17 protein-coding genes and 2 tRNA genes are annotated in these 15,817 nt (G+C 70.5%); 10 read left to right on the top strand and 9 right to left on the bottom strand.

The window, feature by feature from the left end; genetic code table 11:
* Nucleotides 1-40: 40 nt before the first annotated feature.
* Together OHA21_RS33210 and OHA21_RS33205 are read right to left on the bottom strand one after the other, a co-directional pair.
* Nucleotides 41-391 carry a hypothetical protein gene (locus OHA21_RS33210; RefSeq protein ID WP_328461673.1) on the bottom strand — a complete coding sequence of 117 codons (351 nt, stop codon included), beginning with the start codon at nt 389-391 and terminating at the stop codon, nt 41-43.
* A gap of 174 nt (nt 392-565) precedes the next feature.
* A complete protein-coding gene (locus OHA21_RS33205; protein WP_328461671.1) occupies nt 566-1,312 on the bottom strand; it encodes a tyrosine-protein phosphatase in 747 nt (248 codons plus the stop codon).
* Nucleotides 1,313-1,512: 200 nt separating this feature from the next.
* On the opposite strand from OHA21_RS33205, the gene cimA reads away from it, so the two are divergent.
* Nucleotides 1,513-3,099 carry a citramalate synthase gene (cimA, locus tag OHA21_RS33200; RefSeq protein WP_328461669.1) on the top strand — a complete coding sequence of 529 codons (1,587 nt, stop codon included), beginning with the start codon at nt 1,513-1,515 and terminating at the stop codon, nt 3,097-3,099.
* Here cimA and thrS read toward each other — a convergent pair.
* From thrS to OHA21_RS33175, 5 genes are all read right to left on the bottom strand, one after another.
* Complete coding sequence (gene thrS, locus OHA21_RS33195; RefSeq protein WP_328461667.1) at nt 3,096-4,310, bottom strand: threonine--tRNA ligase; 1,215 nt, start codon at nt 4,308-4,310, stop codon at nt 3,096-3,098. The two genes, cimA and thrS, sit on opposite strands and share 4 nt — an antisense overlap.
* Before the next feature lie 157 nt (nt 4,311-4,467).
* A complete protein-coding gene (locus OHA21_RS33190; protein ID WP_328461665.1) occupies nt 4,468-5,001 on the bottom strand; it encodes a GNAT family N-acetyltransferase in 534 nt (177 codons plus the stop codon).
* Nucleotides 4,998-5,993: an endonuclease/exonuclease/phosphatase family protein gene (locus tag OHA21_RS33185; RefSeq protein ID WP_328461663.1), complete on the bottom strand. Its 996-nt coding sequence runs from the start codon at nt 5,991-5,993 to the stop codon at nt 4,998-5,000. Before OHA21_RS33185 ends, OHA21_RS33190 begins: the two co-directional genes overlap by 4 nt.
* A 116-nt stretch (nt 5,994-6,109) precedes the next feature.
* A complete protein-coding gene (locus OHA21_RS33180; RefSeq protein WP_328461662.1) occupies nt 6,110-7,450 on the bottom strand; it encodes a M16 family metallopeptidase in 1,341 nt (446 codons plus the stop codon).
* Nucleotides 7,447-8,760 carry a M16 family metallopeptidase gene (locus OHA21_RS33175; protein WP_328461660.1) on the bottom strand — a complete coding sequence of 438 codons (1,314 nt, stop codon included), beginning with the start codon at nt 8,758-8,760 and terminating at the stop codon, nt 7,447-7,449. Before OHA21_RS33175 ends, OHA21_RS33180 begins: the two co-directional genes overlap by 4 nt.
* Before the next feature lie 76 nt (nt 8,761-8,836).
* Here OHA21_RS33175 and arfB point away from each other — a divergent pair, with 76 nt between their 5' ends.
* Both arfB and OHA21_RS33165 read left to right on the top strand, forming a co-directional pair.
* Nucleotides 8,837-9,265 carry an alternative ribosome rescue aminoacyl-tRNA hydrolase ArfB gene (gene arfB, locus OHA21_RS33170; RefSeq protein ID WP_442874932.1) on the top strand — a complete coding sequence of 143 codons (429 nt, stop codon included), beginning with the start codon at nt 8,837-8,839 and terminating at the stop codon, nt 9,263-9,265.
* Nucleotides 9,266-9,310: 45 nt separating this feature from the next.
* Nucleotides 9,311-9,520, top strand: a complete 210-nt coding sequence (locus tag OHA21_RS33165; protein WP_328461658.1) for a hypothetical protein — start codon at nt 9,311-9,313, stop codon at nt 9,518-9,520.
* Between the two features lie 224 nt (nt 9,521-9,744).
* On the opposite strand, the gene OHA21_RS33160 is transcribed toward OHA21_RS33165, so the two are convergent.
* Entirely contained in the window at nt 9,745-10,686 is a 942-nt protein-coding gene (locus OHA21_RS33160) for a 3-methyladenine DNA glycosylase (RefSeq protein ID WP_328461656.1), read from the bottom strand.
* Between the two features lie 133 nt (nt 10,687-10,819).
* Between OHA21_RS33160 and OHA21_RS33155 the strand changes: the two genes are divergently transcribed.
* Genes OHA21_RS33155 through OHA21_RS33140 form a run of 4 tightly spaced genes read left to right on the top strand, consistent with a single transcriptional unit; the run spans nt 10,820 to nt 13,723 of the window.
* Nucleotides 10,820-11,752 carry an ABC transporter ATP-binding protein gene (locus OHA21_RS33155; protein WP_442874931.1) on the top strand — a complete coding sequence of 311 codons (933 nt, stop codon included), beginning with the start codon at nt 10,820-10,822 and terminating at the stop codon, nt 11,750-11,752.
* Nucleotides 11,752-12,594: an ABC transporter permease gene (locus OHA21_RS33150; RefSeq protein ID WP_328478680.1), complete on the top strand. Its 843-nt coding sequence runs from the start codon at nt 11,752-11,754 to the stop codon at nt 12,592-12,594. The genes OHA21_RS33155 and OHA21_RS33150 overlap by 1 nt, the downstream gene beginning before the upstream one ends.
* Nucleotides 12,595-12,646: 52 nt before the next feature.
* The gene (locus OHA21_RS33145; RefSeq protein WP_328461654.1) at nt 12,647-12,889 is read left to right on the top strand and encodes a helix-turn-helix transcriptional regulator; all 243 of its coding nucleotides are present in this window, start codon (nt 12,647-12,649) and stop codon (nt 12,887-12,889) included.
* A 39-nt stretch (nt 12,890-12,928) separates the two neighbouring features.
* On the top strand, nt 12,929-13,723 hold the full coding sequence (locus OHA21_RS33140) for a fumarylacetoacetate hydrolase family protein (RefSeq protein ID WP_328461652.1): 795 nt from the start codon (nt 12,929-12,931) through the stop codon (nt 13,721-13,723).
* Here the strand turns inward: OHA21_RS33140 and OHA21_RS33135 are convergent.
* Nucleotides 13,712-14,503 carry a TetR/AcrR family transcriptional regulator gene (locus OHA21_RS33135; protein ID WP_328461650.1) on the bottom strand — a complete coding sequence of 264 codons (792 nt, stop codon included), beginning with the start codon at nt 14,501-14,503 and terminating at the stop codon, nt 13,712-13,714. The two genes, OHA21_RS33140 and OHA21_RS33135, sit on opposite strands and share 12 nt — an antisense overlap.
* A 21-nt stretch (nt 14,504-14,524) precedes the next feature.
* On the opposite strand from OHA21_RS33135, the gene OHA21_RS33130 reads away from it, so the two are divergent.
* The 3 genes from OHA21_RS33130 (at nt 14,525) to OHA21_RS33120 (ending at nt 15,625) form a co-directional block, all read left to right on the top strand.
* Nucleotides 14,525-15,328, top strand: a complete 804-nt coding sequence (locus tag OHA21_RS33130; protein ID WP_328461648.1) for an SDR family oxidoreductase — start codon at nt 14,525-14,527, stop codon at nt 15,326-15,328.
* A gap of 62 nt (nt 15,329-15,390) precedes the next feature.
* A tRNA-Gln gene (locus tag OHA21_RS33125) sits at nt 15,391-15,462 on the top strand.
* A 90-nt stretch (nt 15,463-15,552) separates the two neighbouring features.
* Nucleotides 15,553-15,625, top strand: a tRNA-Glu gene (locus OHA21_RS33120).
* Nucleotides 15,626-15,817: the final 192 nt, after the last annotated feature.

Below are 15,817 nucleotides of genomic sequence, written 5' to 3'. Positions count from 1 at the left end.
CGGGCCGAGTTGACGAACTGGTCGGCGCCCCGCGGCAGGATCAGGTGCGGCAACCCGTGGCAGAGCGCCGCCACGATCGTCCCGGCTCCGCCTGGGTGCGGGCGCCGAACCAGTCCCACGCCTCCGCGGGCAGCGGTCCCAGCCCGTGGACCGCATGCCGGGCGCCGGTCCGGGTCGCCGCGATCGCACCGGCCAGCTCGGTGACCGGAGGGATCACCAGATCCGGCCGCCACTCCTCGGCTCGCGGCACGGGATTCGAGGCCCGCCGGAGCGCGGCCGCCCCGAACATGCCGGAGATGATCGCCGGCATCCGCTGCGACGGTGGAAGCGGGTCCACCCCGCTCGCCCGGAAGCCGGTCTCGCCTCCGCCCGGCTGGGCCCGATGTCCCACGTGGAGATTGCTCGCCGGGCGGCTTCCGCGGCGCCTTCCGCGCCCGAGGCGAGCACCACCTCATGACCCCGCCTCCTGGGCGGCCCGGATCATCGGGGAGCAACGGCAGGAGGTGCCCGTGCGCGGGCCAGGTTCTGAAGAGGATGCGGCAACCTGCCCGCGCCGGTACGGCAGTCAGTTCTCGGTCAGCAGGTGCGCTCGCATCGACGCGATCTCGTCGGCGGTCAGGCCGATCTCCTTCGTGTACGCCTCCACCGACCCGTGCCGGTCCCGGAGGTCGCCGAGGAACATCCGCATCGCCTCGGGCGGCGAGTCGAACATGTGCTCGTTGCCGAGGATCGTCTCCGGGTTGTGCTCCAGCAGGTATTTCGTGAGCGGGCGCATCGCCTCGGTGGTCAGCGCGTAGTCCGCCGCGATCACCTCGTCCTCGACGCCGAGCAGGGCCAGCGTCAGCGCGCAGACCGTGCCGGTCCGGTCCTTGCCGGCCATGCAGTGCACCACGACCGGAGCGGCCGCCGGGTCGGCGATCAGGCGCAGCGAGTCGGCGATCGCCTCGTGCCCGTCCTCGGCGAAGTTGAGGTAGCGGTCGGCGAGCCAGCGCTCGTGCACCTCGTCCTCGGTGTGCCCGACCTCTTCCCAGTCCACGTGCCGCAGCACCAGGTTCCGGTAGTCGACGCCGTGCGCGTCGGCGACCCGGCCGAACTTCTCGACCTCGTGCGGCCGGCGCAGGTCGATCACCGTACGCACGCCCAGCGCCGCGAACGCCTCGGCGTCCGCCTCGTCGAGCCGGTGCAGCGAGTCGGCGCGGAACAGCCGTCGCCAGCGCACCGTGCGCCCGTCGAGGCCGGCGTATCCGCCGACGTCACGGAAGTTGTACGCCTTCGAGAAGGGCAGGTTTCGTGAATACGATTCGTCCACCACAGGGCCAACTTAGTCCCGATAGTTGGAACAGCGCTTCCCGTGAACACGGTTAGTGGCATGCTTCATCTCGTGACCCACCTCGTGCTCATTATTGGCACCTAGCGCGCCGGCTGACTCTCCGCCGACGCGCAGACCTCCCGCATCCGCGGGGGGTCTTTTTGTTGTCGAAGTGGGTGACCAACCCGAAAGGACTTCCTCTCATGGACTACCAGGTGTTCGACACGACGCTGCGCGACGGCGGGCAGCGTGAGGGAATCAGCTACACGGTCGCCGACAAGCTCGCGGTCGCACGCCTGCTGGACGAGTTCGGAGTGGGGTTCATCGAGGGTGGCTGGCCGGGCGCCATGCCCAAGGACACCGAGTTCTTCGAACGGGCGAAGACCGAGCTGGAGCTGCGGCACGCGGTGCTGGTGGCGTTCGGCGCGACCCGCAAGGCGGGCGTCGACGTGGCTGAGGACCCACAGGTCAAGGCGCTGCTCGACGCCGGTACGCCGGTCGTCTGCGTGGTCGCCAAGTCGGACATCCGGCACGTCGAGCGGGCCCTGCGCACCACCGGCGACGAGAACCTGGCGATGGTTCGGGACACCGTCCAGCACCTCGTCGCCAATGGACGGCGCGCGTTCGTGGACTGCGAGCACTTCTTCGACGGCTTCCGCTACGACCCGGAGTACACCGCCAGTGTCGTGAAGACCGCGATCGACGCGGGCGCCGAGCGGGTCGTCATGTGTGACACCAACGGCGGCATGCTCCCTTCGATGATCACCAGGGCGATCAACGAAGTGGTGAGAAGCGCCGGCGTCAGCCCGGAGCAGCTCGGCATCCACTGCCAGAACGACACCGCCTGCGCGGTCGCCAACACGGTCGCGGCGGTCGAGGCGGGGGTCAGGCACTTCCAGTGCACCGCCAACGGGTACGGCGAGCGCCCCGGCAACGCCGACCTGTTCGCCACGGTCAGCAACCTGCAACTCAAGCTCGGGCTGAAGGTCCTACCGGACGGATGCCTGGAGAAGGCGACGCGGGTCTCCTCCGCGCTCGCCGAGATCGCCAACATCGCCCCCGACACCCACCAGGCCTATGTCGGGGCTGCCGCGTTCGCTCACAAGGCGGGCCTGCACGCGAGTGCGATCAAGGTGGATCCGCTGCTGTACAACCACATCGACCCTGCGGTTGTCGGCAACGACATGCGGATCCTGGTGACCGAGATGGCCGGCCGGGCCAGCATCGAGCTCAAGAGCCGTGAGCTCGGACTGGACCTGGCCGGCCATCCGGACACCCTGACGAAGGTGACCCGGAAGGTCAAGGACCTGGAAGCGGGCGGCTGGTCGTTCGAGGCCGCTGACGCCTCCTTCGAGCTGCTGGTCCGCAGCGAGCTGCCCGGTGCTGACTTCGCCCGGCCGTTCACCCTGGAGTCGTACCGGGTGCTGGTCGAGCACCGCGAGGACGGCACGGTGATCTCCGAGGCCACCGTGAAGGTCCGGGTACGCGGTGAGCGCGTGATCGCCACCGCCGAAGGCAACGGCCCGGTCAACGCCCTGGACGAAGCGCTTCGGGTGGCGCTGTCCAGCCACTACCCGCAGCTGAAGTCGTTCGAGCTGACCGACTACAAGGTGCGGATCCTGGAGGGCAGCCACGGCACCAACGCGATCACCCGGGTGCTGCTGGAGACCAGCAACCACACCGGCGAGTGGACCACGGTCGGCGTCCACGAGAACATCGTCGAGGCGAGCTGGACGGCCCTCGTGGACGCCTTGACCTACGGCCTCGCTCGCAGCACAGCGGCGGCCTAGAGCAGATCTCCGGAGCGGGCGGCGGCGACCGACGCGATCAACGCGATGGCCTCCGCCGCCGGCATCGGGTCGAGCTGCCGACCGTTCCGCAGCCGTAGCGCGACCCGGCCGTCCACAGCTTCCCGGGCGCCGATCACCGCGACGTACGGGATCTTGCGCGCCGCCGCTTCCCGGATGCGGGCCCCGACCGACCCGTCGCGGTGGGCCTCCACCCGCAGCCCGGCGGCGAGCGCGTCCCGGACGACCGCGGAAGCCGCTTCGTCCTGGTCGGCGCCGACCGGCAGCACGGCCAGCTGGACCGGCGAGTACCAGACCGGGAACGCGCCGCCGTGCACCTCGATCAGGTGCCCGAAGAGCCGCTCCATCGACCCGGCCAGGCTGCGGTGCACCATCACCGGCCGGGACCGTCCGCCGTGCGCGTCGGCGTACTCCAGCTCGAACCGTTCCGGCTGGTGGTGGTCGATCTGGACGGTGGCGAGGCTCCATTCCCGGCCGGCCGGATCCGAGATCTGCATGTCGATCTTGGGGCCGTAGAAGGCGGCTTCACCGGGCGCGTCCGCGTACCCGATCTGTGCCTCGGAAAGCGCCTTGCGCAACAGCGCCTCGGACCGTGCCCAACCGGCTTCGTCGCCGCCGTATTTTCCGCCGGGACCGCGCAGCGAGAGCCGGTACGAGACCGGCCCGAGGCCGAGCGCGGCATGCGCCTCGCGCATCAGCCGCAGCACGCCGGCCACCTCGGCGCCGGCCTGCTCCTCCGGGCAGAAGATGTGCGCGTCGTTGAGCAGGATCGAGCGGACCCGGGAGAGGCCGCCGAGCACGCCGGAGCGTTCCGCGCGGTACATCGGGCCCAGTTCGGCGATGCGCAGAGGCAGATCACGGTACGAGCGACCGCGTGCCTTGAAGATCAGAGCGTGGTGCGGGCAGAGGCTGGGCCGCAGCACCAGTTCGTCGTCGCCGACCCGCATCGGCGGGAACATGTCGTCGGCGAACTTGTCCCAGTGGCCGGAGAGCTCGAACATCCGGCGTTTGCCCAGGACCGGCGAGTACACGTGCTGGTATCCGGCGCGCCGCTCCAGCTCGTAGAGAAAGGACTCCACCTCGTGGCGCGCCGCGGCGCCGCCCGGCAGCCAGAACGGCAGGCCGGCGCCGATCAGCGGGTCGGAGTCGAAAAGGTCCAGCTCGCGGCCGAGCCGGCGGTGGTCGACAGACATGGTGTTCTCCTCGGGTGCGGTGGGCGACCGGCCGAGGACAGGAAGACGGCCCCGGGCTTGTCGCCCGGGGCCGTTGTCGTCACTGAGAGATCAGCGGGAACGAACGCCGGGACTCGCCGGCGTCGTCGTGACTGCGCTGTTTCTCATGCCGCCGATGCTAGGCCTCACCCGGCTGGGCGGCGAGCCAATTCTCGGCGAGGAGCTGGAACAGGTAGTGGTCCTGCCAGTCACCGGCGATCCGCAGGTAGCGCGGCGCCATCCCGAACCGTTCGAAGCCGTTGCGTTCCAGGACGCGCTGCGACCGTACGTTGTGCAGCAGTGTCCCGGCCTCGATCCGGTGCAGGCCGTGCTCGGCGAAGGCCGCCCGGACGAGCATCGCGACCGCTTTCGTCGCGACCCCGCGACCGGCGGTCTCCTCGGCGACCCAGTACCCGAGGTTGGCGGAGAGGAACGGGCCGCGCACCACGTTCGACAGGTTGATCCGGCCGACGATCCGGCCGTCCTCCACGATCACGTGCGGCAGGGCGTTGTCCTGGGTCAGCACATCGGCGAGGAGCGCCCGCTGGCCGGCCTCGGTGTAGAAGCTCTCCTCGCGGATCGGGTCCCACGGCTGCAGGTACTCCCGGTTGGCCCGCAGCAGCGCGGCGAGCGGCCCGGCGTCGGCGAGCGCCACGCGCCGAATCTCGATCATGACGCTGCCGGGATGGTGAGCGAGGCGAACACCGCACGGTGGTCGGACTCGGTCACGTCGTGCACCTCCACGTCACGCACTCCGATCCGCTCGTCGACCAGCACGTGGTCGATGGTCACCAGACCGTTCGATCCTCCCCGGGACGGCCAGCTGGGCACCAGACCCTTGCCCACGGTGTCGGCCGCGTCCCGGTACCCGGTCGCGATCAGTTCCCGCAGCACCTTGTGATCGAGCGTCGCGTTGAAGTCGCCGAGCAGGATCCGCGGCGTGCTGTTCTCGTCGGCGGGCAGCTGCTCCCGGATGTCGGTGCTCCAGCCGGCGAACATCGTCGGGTGGGCCGGGGCGAGCGGGTGCACCGACTCCAGATAGACCGGGGCGGCGCCGGGTGGCTGGATCGTCGCGAACGCCTGCTGGAAGCCGCCGGCGTTGCGGCGCGAAGCCTGGTCCAGCATCGGGTACCGCGAGTAGAGGCCGGAGCCGCTCGCGCCGTACTCCGGGGCCAGCTGCTGGTGCGGCAGCAGCTCGTCGATGCCGGCCGCTTTCAGAGCCGCCTCGCCGCGCGGGGTGAACTCCTGGACGGCGAGCACGGCGACGTCGTTGTCCCGGACCATCTGGACGATCTGATTCGGGTCGGCGTCGCTGAACAGCAGGTTGGCGGTCAGCACCCGCAGCTCGACACCCTCCGACGGGCCCTTGTCGAAGTCCGGCACGGCGCGCGGCAGCACGCACACCGCCATGCCGAGGGCCACCAGACCGGCCACCGCGGCAGCCGCCCAGCGCCTGGCGGCCAGCGCCAGCAGGAAGGGGATCAAGGTCCAGGCAGCGACGTACGGCGTACCGGCGAACAACATGATCAGCATGCCGCGTTCGAGTCCGAACGCCCGCCCCAGGAACCAGATCGCCCCGGGGGTCAGCAGCAGCCAGAGGAAGACAGAAAGGACGATGCGGCGCCGGGCCGGGCGCTTCTCGGTCGGCGCTTCGGTGATCGTCATGGCGGCAAAGTTATCCGGCGTCGGCTAACAGGATGCTGTGAAGGCGGTCCAGGTCACATCATCGACGTCGCTGAGAGCCCGGGGTCGCGGCGCGACACGACCCCGGGAACCCATCATCAGACGTCGGCGTCGATCAGGTCGCCGAACTCGGCGAGATCCCCCCGGATGACGGACCCGTCACCCTCCACCACCAGGGTCAGCCCGTCCACCGCCAGGTGCCGGGCCGCGGCCGCGGAGACCTGCTCCACGGTCGCTTCCAGGTACTCCCGGCGCAGCGTCTCGTAGTAGTCGTCCGGTAGGCCGTACACGACCAGCGTGGCCAGGGCCCCGGCGATCGCACCGGGCGTCTGCATCTCCACCGACAGCTGCCCGGCCCGCCACGAACGGGCCACCTCGAGCTCCGACTCGGTGACACCCTCCCGCTGGGTCCGGGCGATCTCGCCCAGGGTGTCCTGGATCGCCGGCCCGGTCACCGCGGTCTGCACCCCGGCGGCCACCTCGAACCGGCCCGCCCGCCGGGTCATCGCGAACGAGCCGCGGATCCCGTACGTGTAGCCCTTCACCTCGCGGATCAGGTGGTTCAGCCGGGACGTGAACGCGCCGCCCAGGACCGTCGCGGCGAGCGTCATCGCCACGTAGTCCGGGGTGGCCCGCTCCGGCGCCCGGTGCCCGAGCCGCAGCGTCGACTGCACCGAGCCGGGCCGGTCGACCAGCAGCGTGCGGACCCGGTCCGGAACCGGTACGCCCAGCGGGCCGGCCACCGCCAGCGGCTCACCCGAGGTGCCGGCGAACGCGGCCTCGGCCAGGGCGTCCAGGTCGAGCGCGTCCAGGTCGCCGGCGACCAGCAGCACGCCGGGCCGCAGCATCCACGACTCGTGGAAGGCGAGCACGTCCTCGACGGTGACCGCGGCGACGCTCGCCGGGTCGCCGTGCAGCGGGCGGGAGTAGCGCCCGTCCGCGCCGAACAGGTCCTTGCGCAGGGCCGCGTCGGCACGCGGGCCGGGCTGGGCCCAGTCCATCCGCAGCGCGGTCACCTCGTCGTCGCGCACGCGCGCGACATCCGCGGCGTCCAGCTTCGGTGTGCGCGCGGCCTCGGCGGCCAGGCGCACGGCGTCGGTCAGCATCGGTACGGGCGCCGACACCCCCACCCGGAAGGTGTCCCAGTCGACCGACGGGGACAGGTCGGCGCCGAGACCCTCCAGGGCCAGCGCGTACGCCGCCGAGTCCCGCTTCTTCGTCCCCTCCTCCAGGCACTTGGCGAGCACCGTCGCGGTGCCCTCCCGGCCCTCGGCCTCGCGGGCCGCGCTCGCGTCCAGCAGCAGCGCGGCGCTGGCGAGGATCTGGCCGGGCAGGTGCGCGGCGATCACCGTGCCGCCGTGCGCGGTGATGCGGCGGACCGCGGGGAACGCGTACGGCCGGGCCGGTCCCGGGGCCGGACGGGTGGTGACGAGGGTCATGACGGCTCCCCGGGCAGGTAGGTGAGGGTGACACGGGACTCGGGCCGCAGCGTCTCGGCGGCCGCGGCGGTGACGTCCTCCGCGGTGACGGCGAGCCACTTCGCCAGCCGGTCGCCGGCCGCGGACGGATCGCCGAACTGGGTCGCGTACCGGCCGAGGGTGTCGGCGCGGCCGCCCACAGTGGAGACCTGCCGCCACCACGCGGTGGTCAGCAGCGCCTTCGCCCGGTTCAGCTCGTCGGCGGTGACCGGCTCGTCGATCAGGCTCTGCACGACGTCGGCGAGGCCCTGTTCCAGGGTTTCCACGGGGACGCCGTCCTTCACCGTGGCCGTGATGATCAGCGGGGCCGGGGCGTGTGCGAGATCCACCCCGTACGAGCCGATGTAGTCCGGCTGGGCGATCCGGGCGCCGTCGGCGAGCCGCTGGTAGAGCCGGCTGCCACGGCCGTTGCCGAGGATCGTCGCGAGCACGGTCATCGTGTCGTAGCCGGGCGTGCCGAACGGGTAGGTCCGGTGCGACAGGTAGATCCGGGCCGCGGGCACGGCGGCGGTCACCGTCTCCCGGGCGGGTCCGGCGGCCGGGCCGGGCAGCGAGCCGTCCGGGGCCGGGGGGATGTCCGGCACTGTGGCGATCGCACCGAAGTACTTCTCCGCCAGGGCGAAGACCTCGTCGGGCGTGGTGTCGCCGACTACCGTGAGCACGCAGTTGTTCGGCGCGTAGTACTGCTGGTGGAACGCCTTGAAGGTGTCCAGGCTCGCCGCGTTCAGATCCTCCATCGACCCGATCGTGGCGTGATGGTACGGATGCCCCGGCGGGTAGAGCAGCGGCAGCAGGCGCAGCCAGGCGTCACCGTACGGCACGTTCTCGTAGCGCTGGCGCCGCTCGTTCTTCACCACCTCGCGCTGGTTGTCCAGGGTCTCCTGGGTGAGCGCCGGGACCAGCCCGCCCATCCGGTCGGCCTCCAGCCAGAGCGCCAGCTCGAGGTGCTCGGACGGCATGGTCTCGAAGTAGTTCGTCCGGTCCGGATTGGTGGTGGCGTTCAGCGAACCGCCGTTGCCCTGCACGAGCCGCATGTGCTCGGTCTTCTTCACGTGCTGCGACCCCTCGAACATCAGGTGCTCGAAGAGGTGCGCGAACCCGGTCTGACCTGGCGGTTCGTGCCGGGAGCCGACGTCGTACCAGAGGTTGACGCAGACGACCGGTGCGGTCCGGTCCGCACTGACGACGACCCGCAGGCCGTTCGCCAGCCGCGTGGTTTCGATGGGCCACGGATAACCGGTCGTGGCGACCGGTGCGGTTGGTGACGTCACCCCACCAATCTTGCACTGCCCGGGTCCCGGCGATAACCGCGTGGCGCATGATCGTGGCGGATGGAATGCTGGGGCGGTGCTGGACGACGTACGGGTGAACGACCGCCTGACCATCCCGGCGGCCGAGCTCTCCTGGCGTTTCTCTCGGTCGAGCGGCCCCGGTGGGCAGGGCGTGAACACCACCGATTCGAGGGTCGAGCTGTCGTGGGACCTGCTCGGCTCCGACCTGCTGCCCCTGACCCTGAAAGAGCGGGCGGTCTCCCGCCTGGGTAACCGGCTCGTGCAGGGCGTGATCACGATCACCGCCGCCGAGCATCGCTCCCAGCTGCGCAACCGGGAGGCGGCCGCCGCCCGGCTGGCCGCCGCGGTCGCCGGAGCGATCGCCGCGCCGCCGCGGGCCCGCCGCGCCACCAAGCCGTCCCGCGGCTCGGTCGAGCGCCGCATCGCCGAGAAGAAGCGCCGTGGCCAGACCAAGCGCAACCGCCGCGCCGATCCGTCGGACTGACCCGATCCGCTGCGCGACGCGGGTCGGTTTCTGGATACTCGCTGCATGGCGGACTTGATGGACAAGAGCGACGAAGACCTGGTCGGCATGTTGAAGTACGACGCCAGCCACCTCGGGGACGTGGTCGACCAGCTGAAGTCAGGCTTCCACGGCGACCCGGCCGAGGCGATCCGGCTGCTCGACGACGCGGCCGCTACCCAGCAGGAGAACGTCGAGATCCTCCAGGAGCTCGCCCGCCGCCGAGCCCAACATTGATCTTGCTCAGCTGACACTGAGGGCTGCTTCCTGGGCCGCGAGACAGCGCTGAGCGTCAGCCGGCGAACTCGGCTGACGCTCAGGGCTGTCTCGCGGCCCGTAATGCAGCGCTGAGCGTCAGCCGGGTGAACCACTGGGTAAGCCCGGCGCGGGCGCTGGGGCCCGGTGTTGCAGGTGGTCGCCGGGGAGAGCGGGGACGGATTCGTGACCCGTACCCCGCATTTTCATCTTTGGTTGAAGGGGGCGACCGCCTCGCGGTTGCGGGCTGCGGCCTCGGGGCCGAGCAGTTCCTCGCAGACCCGGATGAGGCGGTTGCGCAGGCCGGCCGCGCGGCGGGCCAGCTCGCGCTGGCGAGCGACGTACTCAGCCTTGCCCTCGGGGGTTTCGATCTTGACCGGAGGGTGGCCGTAGGAGGCCAGGTCGTAGGGGCTGGCCTGCATGTCCAGCAGACGGATCTCGCCGGCCAGGGCGAAGCAGTCCAGCGCGAGCGCGCCCGGCACGGCCGGGCCGAGCTTCTGAGCCCATTTGTGTACGTCCATCGCCGCGTGCAGACAACCCGGCTGATCCAGATCCACCTGGGTGGCACGGGTCGGCTGGAGCCGGTTGAGCCCGACCGCCTCGGGGGTGAAGAAGCGGAACGCGTCGAAGTGGGTGCAGCGGATGGTGTGCTGCTCGACCACCTTGTCGGTGCCGTCCTGCCCGAGGCGCAGCGGCAGCTCGTGGCGGTGCTCGGAGTCGCGGTAGACCATCGCCCACTCGTGCAGGCCGAAGCAGCCGGAGAAGACCGGCCGGGACGCGGTGGCGGTCAACAGGCCGTGGATGTATCGCACGCTCTCGCTGCGGGCGTGCAGGAAGGCGTCGACGTCGAGGGTGACGACACCGTCCGCGTGGGTCAGGTAGAACTTCCAGCCGGCGTGCTCGGCCAGGCCGTCGGGGGCCGGCGCGAGGCCCGCGCCGACGCCGGGATGCCAGCGGCGCAGTGAGGAAGGCCTGGTCCCGTAATAGTCGTATAGAAAGTCTTCTATGGCATGCTTGTCGCCCGTCGCGCGACGGGTGCGGTGGCCCGCGGTCATCTGGTCGGCGCGCTCGGCGTGCGCCCGGGCGAGGGGAATCCAAGTGACCGAGGGCAGCGTGGTGGTGAGCGCCCTCACCTGCTTGATCCCCATCGCACCAATGTATATAGCCAAGGCGATCAACACGATCACCGTTTGGCGCGAATGAGTTCCGCCACGGTTGGCGATGACATAGGCATGCTTAGGTATGTAGTAGAAGTGCTACATTCTTGATAGTGTGCTGGACATGAACGAGACGGTGCTGGCGGGGGAGGCCGCCATCGGTCCCGGTGCGCCGGCCGACGAGCCGGCCATCGAGGTCCGTGACCTGCGGATGAGCTACGGGCCCAAGGAGGTCCTGACCGGCGTCGACTTCATGGCACGCCGGGGTGAGGTGCTGGTCCTGCTGGGGCCGAACGGCGCGGGCAAGACCACCACGATCGAGATCCTCGAGGGCTTCCGGCGGCGGTCCGGCGGGGACGTCCGGGTCCTCGGGGTGGACCCGGAGGAGGGCGCCGAGGCCTGGCGGGCCCGGCTCGGCGTGGTGCTGCAGTCCTGGCGCGACCACAGCAAGTGGCGGGTGCGCGAGCTGTTGGAGCACCTCGGCGCCTACTACGCGGCCTATGCGACGCCGGAGCGCCCGCGGCCCTGGCCGGTCGACGAGCTGATCGAGGTGGTCGGCCTGACCGAGTCGGCGGGCACCCGGATCGCCCGGCTCTCCGGTGGCCAGCGCCGCCGGCTCGATGTCGCGATCGGCATCGTGGGCCGCCCTGAGCTGCTCTTTCTGGACGAGCCGACGGTCGGCTTCGACCCGGAGGCGCGGCGCGAGTTCCACGATCTGGTGCACCGGCTGACCGATGTGGACGAGACCACGATCATGCTGACCACGCACGACCTCGACGAGGCGGAGAAGCTGGCGGACCGGATCCTCATCCTGTCCGGCGGGCGGATCGTCGCCGGTGGCTCGGCCGACGAGCTGTCCCGGCAGGTGGCCGGCGAGACGGAGATCCGCTGGACCCGGGACGGGCAGCGGTTCGTGCACTCGGCGGCCGACGCGACGAGCTTCGTGCGGGAGCTGTTCCGCCAGCACGGCGCCGCGATCGGTGACCTGGAGGTGCGGCGGAGCAGCCTCGAGGAGACATACATGAAGCTGGTCCGCGAGGCGGAGGGGACGGCGTGATGATCAGAGTGGCCCGGCTGGGCGTGCGGCGTGGCCTCATCGAGCTGCGCCAGTCGCTGAGCAGCGCGTCCGACCTCTTCGGCTATCTACTGCCCGCGGTGTTCCTGGTCATCGCGCTGTTCCTGATGCGCGACAGCACGATTCCGGGCACCGCATTCGCCCTGGGCGCGCACACCCTGGTCGGCTCGCTGGCGATGCTCATCGTGATCAGCGGATTCATGAGCATGATGCAGTACCTGTCGATGGAGCGGGAGGACGGCACCCTGCTGCGGGCGAAGGCCACGCCGAACGGGATGGCCGGCTACCTGGTCGGCAAGATCGTCCTGGTCGCCGGGGTGTCCGTGATCAGTTGCCTGTTCGCCCTGGTGCCCGGCCTGTTCCTGGTGGACGGCCTGACCTTCGGTGTGGACCGGGCGCTGGTCCTGCTGTGGCTGACGCCGCTCGCCTTCCTGGCGACCATGCCGTTCGGCGCCGTGCTGGGGTCGATCTTCGACAACCCGCGCAACGCCGCCATGCTGATGCTGCCGCTGATCGCTCTGACCGCGGTCTCCGGCATCTTCTACCCGATCACGGCGCTGGCCGGCTGGCTGCAGGGCGTCGCGCAGGTCTTCCCGATCTACTGGCTAGGGTTGGGCCTGCGCTCGGCGTTCCTGCCGGACGCGCTGGCGGCCGCGGAACTCGGCGGCACCTGGCGCCACCTGGAGACGTTCGGCGTCCTGGCGGCGTGGTCGGTGATCGGCCTCCTGCTCGCGCCGGGCATCCTGCGCCGGATGGCCCGCCGGGAGTCCGGCTCCGCGGTGGCGGCGCGGCGGGAACGGGCGATGACTCGGATGAGCGTCTAGGTGGGCAGGTTGTCTTCCGTTTTCGGGCGGCGGGTGGGGCGGTTGGAGGGGGATGGCTAGCGAGGTCACGTACAACCGGATCGCAATGCTGCGGGCGGAGCGGGGGATCACCCGCCGGCAGCTCGCGGATGCGCTCGGCGTGCACTACCAGACCGTGGGCTATCTGGAGCGCGGCGAGTTCAGCCCGAGCCTGCACCTGGCGTTGCGCATCTGTGGGTACTTCGAGGTGCCGGTCGAGGTGATCTTCTCGCTGGAGCCGTTCCCGCGACTCGGTGCGGAGAGCCGCCCGGCGTAGATTTCGGGGGAGTCCATTCCTTCAAAGAGGGGTTGTCCCGTGCGCTTCGCCCGTTTTGTTCATGCCAAGGGGGTCTCGTTCGGCGTCGTCGAGGGGGATGGCGCCAGCGGCCTGACCGTGGCCGAGATCAGCAGCCTGCCGTTCGAGAAGGTGGTTACCACCGGGCAGCGGTGGGCGCTGCCGGACGTACGCCTGCTCGCCCCGATTTTCTCCAGCAAGGTGATCGGAATCGGCCGCAACTACGCCGACCACGCCGCCGAGCTCGGCAACGAGGTCCCCAAGGAGCCGCTGATCTTCATCAAGCCGTCCACCTCGGTGATCGGGCCGAACGACGCGATCCGCATCCCGGCTGTCAGCGAGCGGGTCGAGGAGGAGGCCGAGCTCGCCGTGGTGATCGGCGCCACCGGCGCCCGCCGGGTCGACCGGGCCGGCGCCGAGAAGGCGATCTTCGGCTACACCTGCGGCAACGACGTGACCGCCCGGGACCTGCAGCGCAAGGACCCGCAGTGGACCCGGGCCAAGGGCTTCGACTCGTTCTGCCCGCTCGGCCCGTGGATCGAGACCGAGCTCGACGTCAGCGACCTCGAGGTGCGGTGCGAGGTGGGCCGCGATCCGAACGCCATGGAGGTGCGCCAGATCGGGCGGACCAAGGACATGGTCTTCGACATTCCGAGCCTGATTTCGTACGTGTCGCACGTCATGACCCTGCTGCCGGGTGACGTGATCCTCACCGGCACGCCGGCCGGGGTCAGCCAGATCGTGCCCGGCGACACGGTGTCGGTCAGCGTCCAGGGCATCGGCGAGCTGCGGAACCCGGTCGTCTCACTCGACTGACCGTTCGCGCCCGTCTCGTTCGGGCCCGTTCCATTCGAGCCCGTCTCGTTCGAGCCCGTCTCGTTCGATCCCTTTGAGGAGCAGGTCCAGGCCGTACCGGAAGGCGTCCTGGTCCTGCTCGAACCCGCCGGCGTTCCACAGCGCCGTCATGGCCGGGTGTGCGGTCACGTCGAACCACTTGTCCCAGAGCTCGGTGCGTTCCAGCCACCACGCCTCGGTGGACTGGCCGGACGCCCGGCGCAGGCGGGCGTCCTCGCCGGCCTCGCGGGCGAACGCGTAGACGTACCCGGTCACCGCCAGCGCCGCCGCGTTGATCCGCTCGACCGGCAGGCCGAGCGCGGTCATCGTGGCGATCATGTACTCCCGCTCGGCCAGCATCCCCGGGCCCAGCGGCGGCCGGACCAGCGACACCGCGGTCAGCCAGGGATGCGCCACATACATCCCCCGGGTCCGCTCGGCGAAGTCGGCGACCCGGGCGCGCCAGTCCTCCGGCGGCTCGCCCGGGCCGGGCAGCCGCCGGGCGGTGAGCACCTCGTCCACCATCAGGTCGACCAGCTCCGACCGCGACGGCACGTAGGTGTAGAGCGTCATCGTCGCCACCCCGAGATCGGCGGCCACCCGGGCCATCGAGGCCGCGTCCAGCCCGTCCGCATCCGCGATCCGGATGCCGGCCGCCACCACCGCGTCCACGCTGAGCCGCGGCGGCCGGCCGACCGGTTTGCGGGCCGGGACGGTGTGCCGGAAGAGCAGCGGCAGGATTCGGCCGGTGAATTTCTCCATGATTCCGTATACCCTACGGGAATGCGGATCCTGGTGACCGGCGCCACCGGCAACGTCGGCCGGATGGTCGTCGACGAGTTGCTCGCCCGCGGCGCCACCGACGTGCGGGCCCTCACCAACAACCCGGCCAAAGCCCAGCTGCCGTCGCAGGTCGAGGTGGCGCACGGCTTCCTCGGCCGGCTCGAGACCCTGCCCGCCGCCCTGGCGGGCGTCGAGAAGCTGTATCTCGCGCCGCATCCCGCCACCGTGTTCGAGGTGTGCCGGCTGGCAGCCGAAGCGGGGGTACGGCAGATCGTCGACATGGCCGGCGCAAAAGGCGGGACGTGGCAGATCATCGAGGACGGGGTCGAGGCGTCCGGGGTGGCGTACACGCATCTGGAGCCCGGCGAGTTCATGGCCAACTCCACGCTGTGGTCGCCGCAGATCGCCGCCGGAGACGTGGTGCGGGATGCGTACGGGGACGTCGTCAACGCCCCGGTCGCCCAGGAGGACATCGCCGCCGTCGCCGCGCAGGTGCTCCTGTCGGACGACCATGTCGGCAGGTCGTACGAGCTCACCGGCCCGGAAGCCCTGAGTCGCCGCGAGATGGTCGCCGCGATCGGCCGGGCGCTCGGCCGCGACCTGACCTACATCGAGCTGACCGGCGCCGAGGCCCTCGCCCAATTCGAGTCCGTCATGGGCGAATACGGGAAGTGGTACCTCGACGGCCTCGCCCACCTGGCCGACTACCCGCAGGCCGCGGTATCGACCGTCGCCGACCTGCTCGGCCGCCCGGCGATGACATACGAAGAGTGGGCGCGCCGTCACGCAGATCTGTTTCGGTAACCCGATTTGGCGGGCCGGTAGGGCTCGGGTAAAGTTCTCCACGGCACGGCAAGCCGGGCCAATGGGGTATGGGGTAATTGGCAGCCCGACTGATTCTGGTTCAGTTAGTCTAGGTTCGAGTCCTGGTACCCCAGCGTTACCACTCCCGCCTCGGGAGGGTGGCGCTGGATCTCTGGTAGGTCTGGTGCGCCGTCTCAGGCGAGAGCCGGTGACAGGTAGGTTCTGGTCCCGTCGTCTAGCGGCCTAGGACGCCGCCCTCTCAAGGCGGTAGCGAGGGTTCGAATCCCTTCGGGACTACAGCATGGAACGGCCCGCATCTCCGGATGCGGGCCGTTTCAGTTCCTGAACCGCGCCCGGCTCCAACGGCGCTACCCGCCTGCTTGCTGCCGGCTCAGCCTGGTGCGCGGCTCGTCTGCTTGCCGCCGGCCCAGCTCGGTCCGCGGCTCGCCTGCTCGGTCCGGCTGGCCCGCGTGCTTGCGGTCGGCTCAG

Origin of the sequence: Actinoplanes sp. NBC_00393, assembly GCF_036053395.1 — a bacterium.
Classification (GTDB): domain Bacteria; phylum Actinomycetota; class Actinomycetes; order Mycobacteriales; family Micromonosporaceae; genus Actinoplanes.
The sequence above is the reverse complement of the archived record's forward strand: the minus strand, read 5'-3'. Positions and strand labels throughout refer to the sequence as shown.

What these genes read in the sequence shown, in the direction of transcription:
- OHA21_RS33145 (WP_328461654.1), top strand. Translation starts at nt 12,647, where the DNA reads ATGGCTAGCGAGGTCACGTACAACCGGATCGCAATGCTGCGGGCGGAG.
- thrS (WP_328461667.1), bottom strand. Translation starts at nt 4,310, where the DNA reads ATGTCTGTCGACCACCGCCGGCTCGGCCGCGAGCTGGACCTTTTCGAC.
- cimA (WP_328461669.1), top strand. Translation starts at nt 1,513, where the DNA reads ATGGACTACCAGGTGTTCGACACGACGCTGCGCGACGGCGGGCAGCGT.
- OHA21_RS33155 (WP_442874931.1), top strand. Translation starts at nt 10,820, where the DNA reads ATGAACGAGACGGTGCTGGCGGGGGAGGCCGCCATCGGTCCCGGTGCG.
- OHA21_RS33190 (WP_328461665.1), bottom strand. Translation starts at nt 5,001, where the DNA reads ATGATCGAGATTCGGCGCGTGGCGCTCGCCGACGCCGGGCCGCTCGCC.
- OHA21_RS33180 (WP_328461662.1), bottom strand. Translation starts at nt 7,450, where the DNA reads ATGACCCTCGTCACCACCCGTCCGGCCCCGGGACCGGCCCGGCCGTAC.
- OHA21_RS33150 (WP_328478680.1), top strand. Translation starts at nt 11,752, where the DNA reads ATGATCAGAGTGGCCCGGCTGGGCGTGCGGCGTGGCCTCATCGAGCTG.
- OHA21_RS33160 (WP_328461656.1), bottom strand. Translation starts at nt 10,686, where the DNA reads ATGGGGATCAAGCAGGTGAGGGCGCTCACCACCACGCTGCCCTCGGTC.
- OHA21_RS33185 (WP_328461663.1), bottom strand. Translation starts at nt 5,993, where the DNA reads ATGACGATCACCGAAGCGCCGACCGAGAAGCGCCCGGCCCGGCGCCGC.
- OHA21_RS33165 (WP_328461658.1), top strand. Translation starts at nt 9,311, where the DNA reads ATGGCGGACTTGATGGACAAGAGCGACGAAGACCTGGTCGGCATGTTG.
- OHA21_RS33130 (WP_328461648.1), top strand. Translation starts at nt 14,525, where the DNA reads ATGCGGATCCTGGTGACCGGCGCCACCGGCAACGTCGGCCGGATGGTC.
- OHA21_RS33135 (WP_328461650.1), bottom strand. Translation starts at nt 14,503, where the DNA reads ATGGAGAAATTCACCGGCCGAATCCTGCCGCTGCTCTTCCGGCACACC.